At 60.4% G+C, this 16185-nt stretch carries 15 protein-coding genes; 7 read left to right on the top strand and 8 right to left on the bottom strand.

The genetic code is table 11. The features are described from left to right. Nucleotides 1-111 precede the first annotated feature (111 nt). From BSG20_RS23970 to BSG20_RS23980, 3 genes are all read left to right on the top strand, one after another. Nucleotides 112-951 carry a DUF4432 family protein gene (locus tag BSG20_RS23970; RefSeq protein ID WP_072379319.1) on the top strand — a complete coding sequence of 280 codons (840 nt, stop codon included), beginning with the start codon at nucleotides 112-114 and terminating at the stop codon, nucleotides 949-951. Between the two features lie 69 nt (nucleotides 952-1020). Then, nucleotides 1021-1359 (top strand): protein tyrosine phosphatase family protein, encoded by a 339-nt coding sequence (locus BSG20_RS23975; protein ID WP_072379317.1) that lies wholly within the window; start codon nucleotides 1021-1023, stop codon nucleotides 1357-1359. A gap of 73 nt (nucleotides 1360-1432) precedes the next feature. Continuing rightward, nucleotides 1433-1777, top strand: coding sequence for a RidA family protein (locus tag BSG20_RS23980; RefSeq protein WP_072379315.1), 345 nt, complete (start codon nucleotides 1433-1435; stop codon nucleotides 1775-1777). A 40-nt stretch (nucleotides 1778-1817) separates the two neighbouring features. Here the strand turns inward: BSG20_RS23980 and BSG20_RS23985 are convergent, their stop codons facing one another. Genes BSG20_RS23985 through BSG20_RS24000 form a run of 4 tightly spaced genes read right to left on the bottom strand, consistent with a single transcriptional unit; the run spans nucleotide 1818 to nucleotide 6596 of the window. After that, nucleotides 1818-3476, bottom strand: a complete 1659-nt coding sequence (locus BSG20_RS23985; protein WP_072379313.1) for a thiamine pyrophosphate-binding protein — start codon at nucleotides 3474-3476, stop codon at nucleotides 1818-1820. Continuing rightward, on the bottom strand, nucleotides 3473-4675 hold the full coding sequence (caiB, locus tag BSG20_RS23990) for a succinate--glutarate CoA-transferase (protein WP_072379311.1): 1203 nt from the start codon (nucleotides 4673-4675) through the stop codon (nucleotides 3473-3475). The genes BSG20_RS23985 and caiB overlap by 4 nt, the downstream gene beginning before the upstream one ends. An 18-nt stretch (nucleotides 4676-4693) precedes the next feature. After that, a complete protein-coding gene (locus BSG20_RS23995; RefSeq protein WP_072379309.1) occupies nucleotides 4694-5650 on the bottom strand; it encodes a DMT family transporter in 957 nt (318 codons plus the stop codon). 16 nt (nucleotides 5651-5666) lie between these two features. Continuing rightward, the gene (locus BSG20_RS24000) at nucleotides 5667-6596 is read right to left on the bottom strand and encodes an alpha/beta hydrolase (protein ID WP_072379307.1); all 930 of its coding nucleotides are present in this window, start codon (nucleotides 6594-6596) and stop codon (nucleotides 5667-5669) included. Nucleotides 6597-6751: 155 nt separating this feature from the next. On the opposite strand from BSG20_RS24000, the gene BSG20_RS24005 reads away from it, so the two are divergent. From BSG20_RS24005 to metF, 4 genes are all read left to right on the top strand, one after another. Beyond that, the gene (locus BSG20_RS24005) at nucleotides 6752-7489 is read left to right on the top strand and encodes a ribonuclease T2 family protein (protein WP_072379306.1); all 738 of its coding nucleotides are present in this window, start codon (nucleotides 6752-6754) and stop codon (nucleotides 7487-7489) included. Between the two features lie 225 nt (nucleotides 7490-7714). Beyond that, complete coding sequence (gene ettA, locus BSG20_RS24010; RefSeq protein ID WP_072379305.1) at nucleotides 7715-9364, top strand: energy-dependent translational throttle protein EttA; 1650 nt, start codon at nucleotides 7715-7717, stop codon at nucleotides 9362-9364. Between the two features lie 169 nt (nucleotides 9365-9533). Next, nucleotides 9534-10556 carry an ArsR/SmtB family transcription factor gene (locus tag BSG20_RS24015; RefSeq protein WP_072379303.1) on the top strand — a complete coding sequence of 341 codons (1023 nt, stop codon included), beginning with the start codon at nucleotides 9534-9536 and terminating at the stop codon, nucleotides 10554-10556. 4 nt (nucleotides 10557-10560) lie between these two features. Beyond that, nucleotides 10561-11460 (top strand): methylenetetrahydrofolate reductase [NAD(P)H], encoded by a 900-nt coding sequence (gene metF / locus BSG20_RS24020; protein WP_072379301.1) that lies wholly within the window; start codon nucleotides 10561-10563, stop codon nucleotides 11458-11460. Between the two features lie 505 nt (nucleotides 11461-11965). Here metF and BSG20_RS24025 read toward each other — a convergent pair. From BSG20_RS24025 to BSG20_RS24040, 4 genes are all read right to left on the bottom strand, one after another. After that, nucleotides 11966-13198 carry a lytic murein transglycosylase gene (locus BSG20_RS24025; RefSeq protein ID WP_072379299.1) on the bottom strand — a complete coding sequence of 411 codons (1233 nt, stop codon included), beginning with the start codon at nucleotides 13196-13198 and terminating at the stop codon, nucleotides 11966-11968. 81 nt (nucleotides 13199-13279) lie between these two features. Next, complete coding sequence (locus BSG20_RS24030) at nucleotides 13280-14077, bottom strand: glycoside hydrolase family 25 protein (protein WP_072379297.1); 798 nt, start codon at nucleotides 14075-14077, stop codon at nucleotides 13280-13282. 131 nt (nucleotides 14078-14208) lie between these two features. Continuing rightward, entirely contained in the window at nucleotides 14209-14826 is a 618-nt protein-coding gene (locus BSG20_RS24035) for a class I SAM-dependent methyltransferase (RefSeq protein WP_072379385.1), read from the bottom strand. Nucleotides 14827-14876: 50 nt separating this feature from the next. Continuing rightward, nucleotides 14877-16121, bottom strand: coding sequence for a BtaA family protein (locus BSG20_RS24040; RefSeq protein WP_072379295.1), 1245 nt, complete (start codon nucleotides 16119-16121; stop codon nucleotides 14877-14879). Between the last annotated feature and the right edge of the window lie 64 nt (nucleotides 16122-16185).

Raw genomic sequence — 16185 nt, forward strand, 5'->3', positions numbered from 1 at the left:
ATTTGGGGCCGCGAACCGGTTCCGGCGCGCTGCGCACGTGGTCGCGATTGACGAATTTGGCCGCCAGACATAACGCTGCATGAGTGGTCAGAACCGGGAGGAAATTGGACGATGATCGAGTTTGCAGCCGCCGCAGGGCCGAAATTGATGCTCGACGAAACCTCACTGATGGACATCGGCGGATGTGTCATCAACGGCGTCGACATCGCTCCCAAGGAGGCGGTTCCCGATGATGGTGATGCACGCATCTCGCATTCCGTCCAAGGCTTCCTCTTTACGTGCGGGCCGGACCATATCAGGCACCGCGAACCGATTCCGGGCCGTGCTGACGGCAAGGTCTATCCTCTGCATGGGTCCGCGCCCGGCCACGCAGCCAAAATCCTCTGGGCGAAGTTCGAGAATGGGAATGCGGAGTGCCGGGCGGATATCGACGTCGTGACGGTCGAGGGATTGCCGGCCCGCATCGAGCGTCATTGGCTCATCGACGGCGGCACGGGCGAGGTGAGCCTCAAGGACAAGATCGTCAATACGAGCGACGAGATCGTGCCTGCCTTCCTCATGTATCATATGAATATCGGCGGCAAATGGTTCGATGCCGGCACGCGTCTTGAAGGCAAGATGCTCGATGGCGGCGGCTTTCCCTGGCATTTCGGCGAGGAACCGGGCGGTATCTTCTGCGTTGAGGCACCGGCAACGGAAGGCGGTTTTGCCGAGGTGCGCCTTGGTCCGATTGCCGCGATCGGCGGCAAGGTCCTGCGAGTGCGTGTCCTTGCCGAGACGTTGCCGCACCTTCAGGTCTGGCGCAATCAAAAGGCGCCTGCCGACGTGCTCGGCATCGAGCCGGTGTCGCATCGTTGGCTATCGCGTTTTGAGTTGGAGACCGCCGGCGAATTCATCATGCTGAAGCCCGGCGAGAGCCGAAATTATGCGCTCAGCTTCGTCTTCGTTTGAGTGATCTGTGGTTGACGCTGGGCATGGGGCGGCGTAGTCATTCAGCCCACGATTTCAGGAGGATTAGCGATGGACATTCGCCAGATCGACGACGAATATTCGGTTTCCGGGCAGATTGCGGTCGAGGATCTCGATCAGATCAAGGCCATGGGCTTCAAATCGATCGTTTGCCATCGCCCGGACGATGAGAGCCCGGATCAGACGCCGTATGCCCTGGTCGAAGCGCGCGCCAAGGAACTCGGCCTCGATATCGCGCATGTGCCGGTCGGCTCTATGGGGGTCACCGAAGAGGCAATTGCCGGTATGGTCGACGCGCTCGATGAATTCCCGCGCCCGATGCTCGGCTACTGCCGCTCCGGCGCCCGCTCCACCGCGATCTACCAAAAGACGCATCATATTCGCGCCTAGTGTCGGTCACAGAACCAAGTCCGGCGCCGCTTGATCTCAGCGGCGTCTTTCGTTTCGCAAACAGGAGAACACCATGAGCATCAAGCGCATCGACGCCGGCGCCCGCATGAGCGGCGCAGTCATCCACGGCAACACCGTCTACCTCGCTGGCCAGGTCGGCGAAGGCGAAAGCGTCACCGAACAGTGCAAGTCGGCACTGGCCGAAGTTGATCGCCTGCTCGCCGCTGCCGGCTCGAACAAGTCCAAGATCCTGCAGACGCTGATCTATCTCTCCGACATGTCCTACTTCGGGGAAATGAACGCTGCCTGGGAAGCCTGGGTCGATCCGGCAAACACGCCGGCTCGCGCCACGAGCGAAGCCAAGCTCGCTGCGCCGAAGTACAAGGTCGAGTTCACGGTTACGGCCGCCATCGACTAAGGTCGACAGCATCGCGATTTCCAAGGCCGGTGGGTTTCGCTCACCGGCTTTTTGTTTGGGCAATTTCCGAAAGCGTGCGCGTTGGCGTAATCGCCTCCGGATCGAGTTTTACTTCGATGATCGACGGCTTGCCGCTTGCGCGGGCGCGCTCGAAGGCGGCTGCGAAGCTCTCGGTCGCCTCGACCGTTTCGCCGTGGCCGCCGTAGGCGCGCGCAAGCGAGGCAAAGTCCGGGTTGGTGAGGTCAGTGCCGCTGACGCGACCCGGATACTCCCGCTCCTGATGCATGCGGATGGTGCCGTAGATGCCGTTGTTGATGACGATGGCGATGATCGGCAGGCTATAGCGAACGGCAGTCGCAAATTCCTGGCCGTGCATCAGGAAACAGCCGTCTCCGGCAAAGCAGATGACCTCGCGTTCGGGAAAGAGCCGCTTGGCCGCAACCGCAGCCGGTAGGCCGTAGCCCATGGAGCCTGATGTCGGGGCGGCCTGGGTGTTGAATTGACGGAAACGATGGAACCGATGCAGCCAGGTGGCATAGTTTCCCGCGCCGTTGGTAAATATCGCATCCGGGCGCGTGTTTGCCTCGATCCACTCCATGATCGGCCCCATGTGCACTGGACCGGGACCGCTCTGCGGCGGCGTCGACCACGCAATATAGGCCTGGTGCATTCGTTCGGTGCGCTCTGCCCATCTGAGTTCGCTTGGTGCCTCGAGATCAATAAGATCTGCAACGAAGTCACTCGGGCTCGCGCAGATTGCGAGGTCGGGCCTGTATACACGGCCGAGCTCCGAAGGATCGGGATGAATGTGGACGAGCGACTGCTGCGGATAGGGGATGTCGATCAGCGTGTAGCCGGAGGAGGGCATTTCCGACATCCGGCCGCCTAGTAGGATCAGCAGGTCGCTCTCCTTGATCTCATTGGAGAGCGCAGGATTGATGCCGATGCCGACATCCCCGGCATAGTTCGGGTGGAGATGGTCGAACAGCATCTGCCGACGGAATGAGCAGCCGACAGGCAGGGCGAAGCGTTCCGAGAAGGTTTTCAGGTCGGCCACTGCATCCCCATCCCAGCGCGTGCCGCCGACGATGACGATCGGCCGCTCCGCCTTCAGCAATCGCAGGTAAAAGTCGTCGATTTGGCGACGACCGGGATGCGCTTCGACGCGCGAGTAGCGCTTGGCGCGGGGCGCTTCCACTTCATCACGCAGCATGTCTTCGGGCAGTGACAATACTACGGGACCGGGACGACCGGATGTGGCGATCGCAAAGGCGCGGGTGACGAACTCCGGAATGCGAGCAGCATCGTCGATCTCCCCAACCCATTTGCTGAATTCGGTCAAGGCGCGGCGGAACTCGACCTCCTGGAAGGCCTCCCGCTCGCGGGCGTCGCGCTGCACCTGTCCAATGAAGAGGATCATCGGAATGGAATCCTGCCTGGCGATGTGCAGCCCCGCCGTGGCGTTTGTGGCGCCCGGGCCGCGGGTAACCATGCAGATGCCAGGCTCGCCGGTGAGCCTGCCCCATGCATCGGCCATCATGGCCGCGCCACCCTCCTGACGGCAGACCACGACGTCGATATCGCTGTCGTAGAGCGCATCGAGAACGGCAAGGAAACTCTCGCCGGGAACGCAGGAGAGGCGTTTCACCCCATTTGCTTTCAAGGCCTCGACGATTAGTTCCCCGCCGGTTTTCTTCATGATGGTCTCTTCCACTCCAGTTCGGCGAGTTCCGCCAGAACCTCCTCCTGATGCTCTCCCAGCCGCGGACTCGGCCTCTCGTAACGCAAGGGGGTTTGCGACAGCACGACCGGCGTCCTCACGCCGGGAATGACGGTACCCTTTGCGTCGGCCAGATCGACCCGCAGCCCGCGCGCCTGGACTTGTGGATCGTCGAACATTTCCTCGATCGTGTTGATCGCACCGGCCGGAACGGCGTCCGCCTCGCAAGCCCTGAGCAGGTCGGCCTTCTGCCATTGCAGCGTTTCCGTCGAAACCAGCCTGCGAACTTCGTCGCGGTTTGCAACGCGCGCCTTGTTCGTCGAAAAGCGTGGATCGTCGGCAATACCCTCGAGGCTGAGGATCGTGCACAAACGGCGGAATTGGCCGTCGTTCCCCACGGCCAGGATCAGATAGCCATCAACGGTCGGAACAACTTCATAGGGTGAGATATTCGGATGTGCGTTTCCAAGCCGGGTCGGGGCACGGCCGGATACAAGATAATTCATGTTCTGGTTCGCAAGCACCGCCGATTGAACGTCGAGCAGCGCCATGTCGACCAGCTGCCCTTCGCCGGTTTTCTGCGCGTGAATGAGCGCCGCCTCGATGGCTGCGACCGCATAGATTCCGGTAAAAATGTCGGCGATCGCGACGCCTGCCTTCATCGGCTGTCCGTCCGGCTCGCCGGTGATCGACATGAAGCCGGACATGCCTTGCACGATATAGTCGTAGCCAGCGAGGCTGGCATACGGGCCGTTCTGACCGAAACCCGTGATCGAGCAATAGACGAGCTTCGGATTGATCTTCTTCAGGCTTTCGTAATCGAGACCGTATTTCACCAGCCCGCCGAGCTTGAAGTTCTCGATGACGACGTCGGCCGTAGCGACAAGACGGCGGACGAGCGCCTGATCTTCTTCGCGCTTCAGGTCGGCGGTGATCGAGCGCTTGCCTCGGTTGGCAGCGTGGTAGTAGGCGGCGGACAGGTTTTCACCGTCGGCGTCCTCGACGAAGGGTGGTCCCCAGTGGCGTGTGTCATCGCCTCCATCCGGGTTTTCGATCTTGATCACATCGGCGCCGAGATCGGCCAGCATCTGGCCCGCCCATGGGCCGGCGAGCACGCGTGCGAGCTCGATGACGCGTATGCCGGACAGCGGTGGTTTCTTGGGCTGATGGTCCGTCATGTTCCTCCCACGAGCAGATCAGGGCGCCAGCGCCGATTGAGGTGTATCGGATACCGGCTTCGATGCAAAGCGCCGCTCTCGCCAGATGATGTACAAGCCCGATGCGATGATGACCAGGATACCAAGCCACTTGACCGCATCTGGAAAGTCGCCGAACACGAGCCAAGCGAAAAAGGTTGCCGACACGATCTCGAAATACTGCAGCGGTGCCAATGTCGAGGCGGGCGCTGCGCGGTAGGCATAGACGCCGAAGATGCCGGCAATGGCTGCCGTGACACCGACGCCGAGCAGGTAGAGATAGCCAAGGCCATCCGGCATCACCGCGTCAAAGACGTCAGAACCCGTGCCGCTGCCGAACGCAAGCACAATGGCGCAGAACAGCAGACCCCAGATGCCCATCTGAAGCTGCATCGCCCACGGGTCTTCCCGGTGCGATAGCACGCGGGTCATCAAGGCGAAGATGGCAATGCAGAGGGCGCTGACGACAGGCAGGAGCGCGACGTAGCCGACCTCTTGGAAGCTCGGCTGGATGATCAGCATCGCGCCGAAAAAGCCGACGCCGCAGGCGGTGTAGCGGCGCCAACCGATTGTCTCCTTGAGGAAGATGCTGCTCAGGATCGTCAAAATGATGGGCTCGACGAAGAAAATCGCGATGGCATCGGCAACCGGCATGTACTTCAGCGTCGTGACAAAGGAGACCATGGAGATGGTTATGATGGCGCCGCGGATGGCATGAAAGATGTTGGCGCGCCAGGAGAAGGTCTTCCAGCTTCCGCGCCAGATGACGATCGGAAGCATGCAGAGGGCCTGCACGACAAAGCGCGCGGCCGTGATTTCAGCCGCGGGAATCGTGGCTATCGCGAGCTTGGAAAAGATGTCGATGATCGGCGAGACAAGCACCGACAGAAACATCAGCAGAATACCGGTCGGCACCTCCGAAGCGGCGGCGGGGCGAAAATAAATACCGTTACTCATCGCGAAATCCTTCAGTTCAGGATCTTGCGACCGCTTCGTCGCACCAGTCGGCGAATGCAGCGATGGCCGCGTCCGCTCCAATTTCATTCAGCGTTTCGTGGCGCATGTCCTGATATATCTGGGTCGTGATAAGGGAGAAGCCACGGGCTTTCAAATGATTTGATAGCCAGATCACCGCTTTTCCGCCATCTGTCGCCGGGTCCTGCCCGCCGCCGACAAGGTGGATCGGTATCTGCTTCGGCAGCCGTTTCAGATGCGTCATTTGCGGGGCGCGAAACGTCAGTTCGAAAACATCGAGCCAGAGTGACACCGAGGCATCGAAGCCGCACAGCGGGTCCGCGATATACTTGTCGACTTCGGCAGGATCGCGGCTTAACCAATCAAAGTCTGTTCGACGGCCGGAGACGGACTTGCCCCAGGTGGCGAAGGTGAGTTTCGGCAGGATGCCGCTTGGAACATCGGAGCCCTTCAGCGCACGTTCGGCGAGCAGGATCGCCTGCGCAGCCCGCCCGGCGATACCGGGGTTGAAGTTCGAGTTCCAGACTGCGACGGCATCGTATTTGTCTGGATGCGTGACTGCCGCATTGAGCGCAATGAGGCCTCCCATCGAATGTCCGAAAAGGATGACCGGCAAGCCGGGATATTGCCTCACAGCATGCTCGCGGACCGACGTGACGTCGTCGATTACCTGCCGAACGCCATCGCGACGGGCGAACCGTCCGATTGGCGCATCGGGTGCAGTCGTTTCGCCATGCCCTCGGTGATCGAACGCGAAGACGTGGTAGCCACGGGCCGCCATGGCTGCTGCGAAACGGGAATAACGCTTGGAATGCTCGGCCAGTCCATGACACACAAGGACAATTCCGCGTGCCTGCGATCGTGCCGGCTCGTGATGAAAGCCAAGCGAGGCATTCGCCGTTTCTAGGCGTTGGGTTTGTGCGAACATCTTAGTCTCCCATTGCCGGGAGGAGACCAGATCGGCCGTGAAATGCAACACATCCAAATATTTATGCCACAGGATTTTCGCACCCTGCGAATTGAGGGTTGCGAAAATGAACGCGCCATGATCTCTTGTTCATGAAATGTTCTGTGGGGATGAGGATGAGCAATCCATTTCTGCGCACGGCTGTATTCTTGATTGCAATCGCGGCTGCCGGTGTTGCGCAGGCCCAGGATGCGGGCGCAAAGACGCGCATGATTCTGGCGGCCAGCTGGCAGCCGGCCTTCTGTGAAACCAACCAGCGCAAGCCGGAATGCCGCACTCAGACCAAGGACAGATTCGATGCGACCAATTTCTCGCTGCACGGGCTCTGGTCGATGCGCAAGGACTATTGCGGCGTCTCCGGCAATCTGCGGACCGCGGACAAGGACGGCGATTGGCATAAGCTGCCCGAGGTGGAGCTGTCTCCTGTGACCAGGGCTGCGCTCGAGAAAATAATGCCTGGAACGCAATCCGGCCTTGAGCGACACGAGTGGATCAAGCACGGCTCCTGCACCAAGATGAGTGCCGACGACTATTTTGTCACGTCGGTCCGTCTGATCGATGAGCTGAACGCCTCGGCGGTCCGCGATTTGTTCGCGGCCAGTATCGGCAAGGCGCTGACGGTGGAGGTGGTCAAGGCTGCATTCGACAAGAGCTTCGGCCCTGGCGCCGGCGATCGCGTCAAGATGAGTTGCCGGCGCGCCAGCGGAGGGGACCGCCTCATCAGCGAGCTCACGATCGGCCTGTCGGAGAACGCGACATCGGATGACGAAGCAAGCCTGCGCGACCTCATTCAAGGGGCAGGGCGGACGTCGTTCGGCTGCGATGAGGGGGTCGTGGATGCTGCAGGGTTTTGAACCGCCGCTCACCGAGAACTGAGGCCGGCCGGTCGACACTCCTCGATCGGCACGAGTTCCCGCCGATCTCTAGAGCGTACGAAGCTGATATGGACGAGCACACCGAGTTCCATTCTCCGCGATGCTCACAAAAGCCTCCGGTTTTTGGCCGTCGCGCGTTGCTCCTTGGTCCCAATTCGCCTACATAGCGGCAAAACTTAAAATCCCCCGCGGAGCGAATTATCAATGGCACGTCAGTTCATCTACCATATGGCCGGCCTCAACAAGGCGTACGGCAACAAGAAGGTGCTGGAAAACATCCACCTTTCTTTCTATCCGGATGCCAAGATCGGTATCCTCGGCCCGAACGGTGCTGGTAAGTCGACGGTGCTGCGCATCATGGCCGGTCTTGACAAGGAATTTACCGGCGAGGCGTGGCTTGCCGAAGGCGCAACACTCGGCTACCTCGCACAGGAGCCGCAGCTCGATGCTTCCAAGACCGTTCTCGAGAACGTCATGGAAGGCGTTGCGCCGAAAAAGGCGATCCTCGATCGCTACAACGAGCTGATGATGAACTATTCCGACGAGACGGCGGAAGAGGGCGCCAAGCTCCAGGACGTCATCGACAGCCAGAACCTCTGGGACCTCGAGAGTCAGGTGGAAATGGCAATGGATGCGCTGCGGTGCCCGCCGGGCGACTCCACGGTCGAAAACCTCTCTGGTGGTGAGAAGCGCCGCGTGGCACTCTGCCGCCTGCTGCTCGCGCAGCCGGACCTGCTACTGCTCGACGAACCGACCAACCACCTCGACGCGGAGACGATCGCCTGGCTTGAAAAGCACCTGCGCCAATATCCCGGTGCCGTGCTGATGATCACCCACGACCGCTACTTCCTCGACAACGTCACGGGCTGGATCCTCGAACTCGACCGCGGTCGCGGTATCCCATACGAAGGCAACTACTCCGCTTATCTGCAGGCGAAGGCCAAGCGCATGCAACAGGAGGGCCGCGAAGAGGCCTCCCGCCAGAAGGCGATCAGCCGCGAGCAGGAATGGATCGCCTCCAGCCCGAAGGCACGTCAGGCAAAGTCCAAGGCGCGTATCCGTGCCTATGACGACCTGGTCGCAGCAGCGGATGCCCGTCGTCCTGGCGATGCGCAGATCGTCATCCCGGTCGGCGAGCGTCTCGGCCAGGTGGTCATCGAGGCGGAGAACCTAACCAAGGGCTACGGCGACACTGTTCTGATCGAGAACCTCACCTTCAAGCTGCCGCCTGGCGGCATCGTCGGCGTTATCGGTCCGAACGGCGCCGGCAAGACGACGCTGTTTCGTATGATCACGGGTCAGGAAAAGCCGGACAGCGGCTCCATCCGCATCGGCGAGACTGTCGATCTCGGTTATGTCGATCAGAGCCGCGATGCGCTCGCCGGCAACAAGACCGTCTGGGAGGAAATCTCCGGTGGCAGCGACATTATCAAACTCGGCAAGCATGAAGTGAATTCGCGCGCCTATTGCGGCGCCTTCAACTTCAAGGGGGGCGATCAGCAGCAGAAGGTCGGGACGCTGTCGGGCGGTCAGCGCAACCGCGTGCATCTCGCCAAGATGCTGAAGGCCGGCGGCAACGTCATCCTGCTGGACGAACCGACCAACGACCTCGATACGGAAACGCTGGCGGCACTTGAAGATGCGCTTGAAAGCTTTGCAGGCTGCGCTGTTATCATCAGCCACGATCGCATGTTCCTCGACCGTCTGGCGACACACATCCTTGCTTTCGAGGGCGACAGCCATGTCGAGTGGTTCGAGGGCAACTTCGAGGAATACGAACAGGACAAGATGCGTCGTCTCGGCGTCGATTCCATCAATCCGAGCCGCGTGACCTATAAGCGCCTGACGCGTTGACCGCCAGAAGCCGGGTTTAGGGATATGGAGGCCCCGGTTCGCGCCGGGGCTTTTTTGCGCGCATTGATGTCGCGATCCGAGCAGCTAATTTCGTGAACGGATGGAATTGCGGCTTGCCACACTCGCTCGATTCACATAAAGATATCTTTATATGTTGATTGGATCGGGTATGAGTGAGCCTATCAGACTAGGATTGGATGCGTTGGTGGACGTCCTCAGGGCGGCCGGCGAGCCGACGCGTCTGCGCTTGCTGGCTCTGCTGGCGGCAGGGGATCTGACGGTCACCGATCTTACTGAAATCCTCGGCCAATCCCAACCGCGCATCTCTCGTCACCTGAAGCTGCTCGGCGAGGCGGATCTCATCGACCGCTACCAGGAGGGCGCGTGGGCCTATTTCCGGCTGCGACAGGATGGCAGGGCAGCCATTTTCGCACGCAGCCTGCTGGCGCATGCGTCCGAGAATGATCCTGTCGTCCTTCGCGACAGCGAACGGTTGGCTGCGGTCAAGCGCCAGCGCGCCGAGCGCGCACAGGCCTATTTCAGTCGTAACGCTGCCGAATGGGATGAGCTTCGCCGGCTGCATGCCGCGGACGAAGAAGTCGATGCCGCGGTCATTCGGCTGCTTGGCAGCCAGCCGATTGACTCGCTTCTCGATCTCGGCACCGGCACGGGGCGCATCCTTGAACTCCTGTCCGGCCTCTATCGCCGTGCGATTGGCGTGGACGCCAGCCGCGATATGCTGAGCGTGGCGCGCGCCAATCTCGACAAATCAGGGATCACCAAGGCATCCGTTCGCCACGCCGATATCCTGAACCTGCCGTTCGAGGCGCAGGATTTCGACGTGGTGACCATCCATCAGGTGCTGCATTTTTTCGATCAGCCCGAGATCGCGATCGGCGAGGCAGCGCGTATGCTGAGGCCGGGCGGGCGGTTGGTCATCATCGATCTGGCGCCGCATGGGCTGGAATACCTTCGTGACGAACATGCGCATGTTCGCCTCGGCTTCTCGCATCAGTCGATATCGGACTGGCTGCGCAAGGCGGGGCTGGATGTCGAGCAGGTCGTCGACCTTCATCCGGGTCATCAAAGCGGGCAGGGGCTCACCGTCACCGTCTGGCTTGCGCGCGATCCCCGGCGTCTCATGGCCTCCTTAGCGAGCGAAGGCGCCGAACCCATATTTGCCGGGAGATAATGATATGGCTTTGAACAGCGACGCGCGCCGCAAGATCGGTATTTCCTTCGAGTTCTTTCCGCCGAAGTCGGAAGAGATGGAAGGTCAGCTGTGGAACGCGGTCAGCGAGCTGCAGGACTGGGATCCCGACTTCGTATCGGTAACCTATGGCGCCGGTGGCACCACCAAGGCACCGACGCTGGCGACCGTCTCGCGCTTTCTCGCCGAGACTCCCCTTGCCACCGCGTCGCATCTCACCTGCGTCGGGGCGACGAAGGATGAGACGCACAGCGTCATCGAGACCTTCCGCAAGGTTGGCGTCAAACATTTTGTAGCGCTTCGCGGCGATGCTCCGGGCGGCGTCGGCGCACCCTACCAGCCGCATCCCGGCGGCTATGCAAATGCGGCGGCATTGGTTGCCGGACTGCGCGAGATTGGCGATTTCGAGATCTCGGTGTCTGCCTATCCCGAAAAGCATCCGGAGAGCCGCGATACCGCTGCCGACATCGACATGCTGAAGCAGAAGGCGGACAACGGCGCGACGCGGGCGCTGACGCAGTTCTTCTTCGACAACGACAGTTTCGAGCGCTACCTGGAGAAAGTGCGGGCCGCCGGTATCAATATTCCCGTTGTGCCGGGCATCATGCCGATCCAGAACCTGACGCAGCTGAAGCGCTTCGCCGGCGCCTGCGGCACCATCATACCGGCGTTTCTGGATGAGCGCTTCGCGGGCTTCGACGACAAGCCGGAAGAGAGAGCCAAGGTTGCGGCTGACGTTGCAGCCGAACAGATCGAAGATCTGGCCCGTCGCGGGCTCACCGACTTCCATCTGTACACCATGAACCGTGCGCCGCTCGTCTCGGCCGTGCTGAGCAATCTCGGCTTCACACGGGAAGGCGCCAGGAAGGCCGGTGCCGCCGCATAGGCTGCTCCCGTCAAAAGACAAAAAGAAAAGCGCATCTCCTCGTGGGATGCGCTTTTCCGATTCATTGAACTGTTTCGCTACTCAGGAGTCTCGGCACTGTTCGATTGGCACGACGTTCAGATGAAAAGCATTGTCAATACAAATGCAAACGCCGCGCTGACCAAAAGGACATTCAAGGATTGTGTAAGTCCCATGTCTGTCTCCTCGCGTTAACGGTGCGATAATATGTCGTGAATGTGTCGCTTGGAAAGCGGATTTTATACTGCACTGCGGCGAAAATGTCACATCGCAGACACGAGCCTTCGATCAACACGCTGAAATTACGAAAGAAATCGCCGGAGAAAAATATTCACAGATTTTAACCTGGCGTTAAAGTCAGCGATCGGTCCTTCAGACTTGCGGCAAGATGAAGGCTTTGCCTGAAGCGTCTGAAACGATGGAATAATCCGGAAATGAAAAGGCCGGGTCTGAAACCCGGCCCGAAGCCTGCGCTCAAGATGCGCGATCAAAGGGAGTTAAGGAGCGTCGGTGTTGCCCAGCCGTCGGCCGGCATGCCGAGGCGCTGCTGCTCCTTCTGGATGGCTACGCGCGTGCCCGAACCCAGGATGCCGTCGACCTTGCCGACGTCATGGCCGAGGGTTCCGAGCTTCGTCTGCAATTCCTTCATCTGATCATTGGAAAGGCCCTGTTCAGGCGTGCCCCTGAGATAGGGCTCGGCATTGGCAAGGCGGGTCCCAAAATAAGCGGCCGAGGTCGTGTAGATGAACGACTTGTTCCACTCGAGGTAGATCTGGAAGTTCGGGTAAGCGATGAAGGTCGGGCCAAGGCGACCCTGCGGCAGTATCAGGTCGCCGTGCAGATTGCCGAAGCTCGTGTTGCCATCCCGCGGCTTGACGCCAAGGGCAAACCACTCGCCGGCCGTCAGCGGACCGCCGATGCCGGATTTTTCCCAAGGGAGGTTGTCTGGAAGAGTAACCTCCTGGATCCACGGCTGTCCCTTCTGGAAGCCGAGATGCTGGATGAACTTGGCGGCCGTCAGGATCGCATCGGGGGCGCTCTGCTTGAGGCGCACATGGCCGTCGCCGTCGCCGTCCATACCGTAGGCGATGATATCGCGAGGCAGCATCTGAACCTGACCGATCTCGCCGGCCCAGGCACCGGTGTTGGTCGCTGGGTCGAGATCGCCGTGCTGGACCATTTCGATGAGGGCAATCAACTGCGGCCGGAACAACTCGGGCCGCCGGCAATCATGAGCGAGCGTCACGAGGGCGTTGCGGGTGTTGAAATCGCCCTGCACGGCGCCGAAATCTGTCTCCATGGCCCAGAAGGCGGTGATGACGCCAGCGGGCACACCAAACTCCTGTTCGGCACGGGCGAACACATCTGCATATTGCTTCATCTTCTGGCGGCCGATGTCGAGACGGGCCTGGCTAACGGTGCGCTGCGAGAACTCCAGGAAGGTCTGCTTGAACACGCCCTGAGCGCGGTCGCGGCTTAAAACCTTCGGGTCGATCTGTGCGCCTTCCAGCGACTTGTCGGCGGCTTCAGCAGATGCGCCTGATGCAATCGCATCGGCCTTCACGCCGGCCAGAAATTCAGAGAGATCGCCGTCACACGCGGGGGCGGCCGCCTGCGAAGCCGGTGCACTCGCTGCCGGGGTCTGCGCGGCAGCGCCGGTGGCGAGGCCGGCAGCAAAAAGGAGTGCAAGTGCCGTGCGGCTTGCGGGCGAGCGGTGCATGGTTTCGATCCTCGTCGTCAATGGAATTCCGTCGATTTCCCAGATGATTGTGACGGAAGCAAGAAAGACCAGGGGACGTTACTAAGAATTTGTGTCCTTGGAGACAGCGGCTACCCAGTTGTGCCAGTTCTGGCTCGATCCGGCGAAAACATTGATGTCCGTCGGGCCCTTGATACCAGGGATGACGCCCGTCGACGTGTACTGCCAGAAGGCCCAACGGCGGTCGGCATAGGTAACTTCGGGATGCTTGGCGACGGAGCGGACCCAGAAGTGATAATTCTGGAAGTATCCGACGAGATTGTCGCGATGGAAGTCGACCGACGTGTAGATGATCGGACGCTTGCCGTAATAGGCCTCGAGACGGTCCATGAAGCGTTGCAGTTGGGCGCGGACCGTTGCCGGATCAGGGCGATAGCGGCAGGTCTTCGATTCCGAGTTCCATTCGACGTCGAGGACGGGCGGCAGGCGCATCGAATCCTTCGGCACATTGCTGATGAACCAGTCGGCCTGTTCGTCAGGCGTCGAGCAGAAATAGTAGAAATGATAGGGCGCGTGGGGAATGCCAACGGAGCGGGCACGCTGCCAGTACTCATTGAAACGCGAATCGATGCGGTCTTTGCCTTCGGTCGCTTTAATGAATGCGAAGGCGACGCCGGAGTTCCTGACCGTCTGCCAGTCGATATCGCCCTGCCACTTCGACACGTCGATGCCGTGGATCGGCTGCTTCTCCGGATGCTTTGTTCCGAAGTCCTGAGGATCGGTGTCCTTGAAGCGCGTTTTTGGCTTTACGGACGCTGTTTCGAGATAGTCATAGCCCGATGACGTGCATCCAGCGAGCATGACAGCCAACGGCAAAACGCAAAACAGAAGCCGGCGCATAGATGTTCCGTCGCGAAACGAATGGAATTTTTGCCCCACAGCTCGACCTTCGTGATAAACGCGTCCAGCAGAGGAATGTCCCCTCTATTTGCCATATCAACGTAAAAATTCGGTTAGTTTCAAGCGAAATGTCAAGGTTTGGTCACAATGACGGCCCGCCAGGCATAGCCGCCGCCAATGGTCTCGAACGTCAGTCGTGCTTGGTTTTCAGAGGCTTGAGACTCCAGAACCTGCCGCAGATTGGCCCGCGGCGACACGTGAAATTTTTCCAGCCATGCCTTGAGAAGTCGCGCAAACCAGCCCGGCAGGCGTTCCTGCTGACCAAAATCGACGATGTGCAACTCGCCGCCGTGGGCTAGGGCGGCCAAGGCCGAGTCGATCGCGCACTCCCAGTCCGGGATCATGGAAAGCGCGTAGGAAATGAGGATGCGGTCGAAGCCGCCGACACCGAATTCGCGCGGCGTGAAGGCCGTCGCGTCCGCGACACGCAAATCCGGGAGCGTGGCTTTGGTCTCGAATGTCTTGCGCGCGGAGATCAGCATCTCCGCCGAAATATCGAGGCCGTAGAGCTTAGCCTGCGGATAATACCTATGGGCAAGCGCGAGGTTGCGGCCGGTTCCGCAACCGACCTCCAGCAGGGTGCCGCCTGCCGGCACATTCAGATTGCGGATCGTCTGATCGCGACCGAGCAGGTAATACTTACGCGTCAGGTCATAGATGTGGCGTTGATAACGATACATGCCATCCATCAGGGCGGCATGGCGGTCGTCCTTGACGACCGGGTTGGTGTCGACGCCTCTCACGCGGTCTTCCTGTAGATATGAAAGCCGCCATAGATCGCCGAGCGATCGAGCGCCGTCAGTTCGATCGAGCGTTCCTCCATGTAGGTCCACTGATCGCCGATCGCAGGCGACAGGCGTCCTTCGATGATGCTCTTTTCGGCCGCGGTGCGGAAAATCACCCGAGCGCCTTCACGCGCGGTGCGGCTGATCTCGGCCCATAGATCATTCAGTTGCTGGTCCGTCATCCAATCCTGTGCATCCAGAAGGATATAACGATCACGCGAGGCGGCCGCCTCGCCGGCGAGCAGCTCGGTGAAGCTTGCATGATGAACGTTGACGCGATCCACATTGGCACGGATCGCCTCGTAGTTCGCCGGTTCGAGATAGGTCGGAAGCGGGCCTTCACCCTTCGGCGCGTAGCGGCGAGCGAAAGCCTGCCAGGCAAAATAGTTTTCCTGCATGGGGAAGTGGCAGGCGAGCTTTTCAAGACGGTGGCGCAGAACGGGAGCGATCGACTGGTCGGCTGCGAGGCTTGCCAGTTCGTCATACTGCTGCGGCGGAATGCCGAGGCCGAACAGCGAGCTCTTGCGGCCGGTGATCCAGCGTACGACCGGCTTGTCGAAGAGCGGTGCGATCCTCTCGTCGAAGAACTGGCGCTGCTCGCGCAGCGAGCGCGCCTTTGTCATCTCCGTCAGCTCGACGCCGTGCAGGCGGGCAAGCAGGTGGGCTGCACCGATGAACCGACCGAGGAGGCCCGTTTCGTAGATGTTGCGGTCGAAAACCGTCACGCGCCGACGGCCGAACTTACGGCCATTCCAGTAGTTCCGAGTTGTCTCGTCGAGATTTGCTGCGAGGAACTGGTCGAAGGCGTGGCTGTTCGACGCTTCGCGCGGTGTGGCAAGGAAGCGAACGAGGTCGGCGTGTCCGGGAAGGTGACGGAACGCCGCGAGTTTCAGCCGATTGAGGGCGATGTGATGCGGATTAAGGTCCACCACATCAATCGACGCCGGGCTTCTGGAGAGATAGGCGAGCATGTTGCAGCCGCCGGAGCCGATCGTCACGATGCGGTGATGCGGCTGAAGCTCCATCGCCAGCATGTCGAGGTCGGGATCTTCCCAAATTTGCGGATAGACCAAGCCGGAAAACAATAGGCCGAAAAGCCGTTCCGAAAAGCCTGCCTTGGAGAAGGCATTGTGGCGGAGAAGGGCTGCCTTGAGTTTCCGGTTCTTGCGGAAGCCGGCATCCGGTGCAAATTCCGTCATATGAATCTTTCACCCTTTTAGCGTTCAGGGCGTTTAGCGCGCCGTCACTACAGTTTGATGACGC

This window comes from Rhizobium tibeticum, from assembly GCF_900110205.1.
GTDB lineage: Bacteria > Pseudomonadota > Alphaproteobacteria > Rhizobiales > Rhizobiaceae > Rhizobium > Rhizobium tibeticum.

What these genes read in the sequence shown, in the direction of transcription:
- BSG20_RS23970 (WP_072379319.1), top strand. Translation starts at nt 112, where the DNA reads ATGATCGAGTTTGCAGCCGCCGCAGGGCCGAAATTGATGCTCGACGAA.
- BSG20_RS23975 (WP_072379317.1), top strand. Translation starts at nt 1,021, where the DNA reads ATGGACATTCGCCAGATCGACGACGAATATTCGGTTTCCGGGCAGATT.
- BSG20_RS23980 (WP_072379315.1), top strand. Translation starts at nt 1,433, where the DNA reads ATGAGCATCAAGCGCATCGACGCCGGCGCCCGCATGAGCGGCGCAGTC.
- BSG20_RS23985 (WP_072379313.1), bottom strand. Translation starts at nt 3,476, where the DNA reads ATGAAGAAAACCGGCGGGGAACTAATCGTCGAGGCCTTGAAAGCAAAT.
- caiB (WP_072379311.1), bottom strand. Translation starts at nt 4,675, where the DNA reads ATGACGGACCATCAGCCCAAGAAACCACCGCTGTCCGGCATACGCGTC.
- BSG20_RS23995 (WP_072379309.1), bottom strand. Translation starts at nt 5,650, where the DNA reads ATGAGTAACGGTATTTATTTTCGCCCCGCCGCCGCTTCGGAGGTGCCG.
- BSG20_RS24000 (WP_072379307.1), bottom strand. Translation starts at nt 6,596, where the DNA reads ATGTTCGCACAAACCCAACGCCTAGAAACGGCGAATGCCTCGCTTGGC.
- BSG20_RS24005 (WP_072379306.1), top strand. Translation starts at nt 6,752, where the DNA reads ATGAGCAATCCATTTCTGCGCACGGCTGTATTCTTGATTGCAATCGCG.
- ettA (WP_072379305.1), top strand. Translation starts at nt 7,715, where the DNA reads ATGGCACGTCAGTTCATCTACCATATGGCCGGCCTCAACAAGGCGTAC.
- BSG20_RS24015 (WP_072379303.1), top strand. Translation starts at nt 9,534, where the DNA reads ATGAGTGAGCCTATCAGACTAGGATTGGATGCGTTGGTGGACGTCCTC.
- metF (WP_072379301.1), top strand. Translation starts at nt 10,561, where the DNA reads ATGGCTTTGAACAGCGACGCGCGCCGCAAGATCGGTATTTCCTTCGAG.
- BSG20_RS24025 (WP_072379299.1), bottom strand. Translation starts at nt 13,198, where the DNA reads ATGCACCGCTCGCCCGCAAGCCGCACGGCACTTGCACTCCTTTTTGCT.
- BSG20_RS24030 (WP_072379297.1), bottom strand. Translation starts at nt 14,077, where the DNA reads ATGCGCCGGCTTCTGTTTTGCGTTTTGCCGTTGGCTGTCATGCTCGCT.
- BSG20_RS24035 (WP_072379385.1), bottom strand. Translation starts at nt 14,826, where the DNA reads ATGGATGGCATGTATCGTTATCAACGCCACATCTATGACCTGACGCGT.
- BSG20_RS24040 (WP_072379295.1), bottom strand. Translation starts at nt 16,121, where the DNA reads ATGACGGAATTTGCACCGGATGCCGGCTTCCGCAAGAACCGGAAACTC.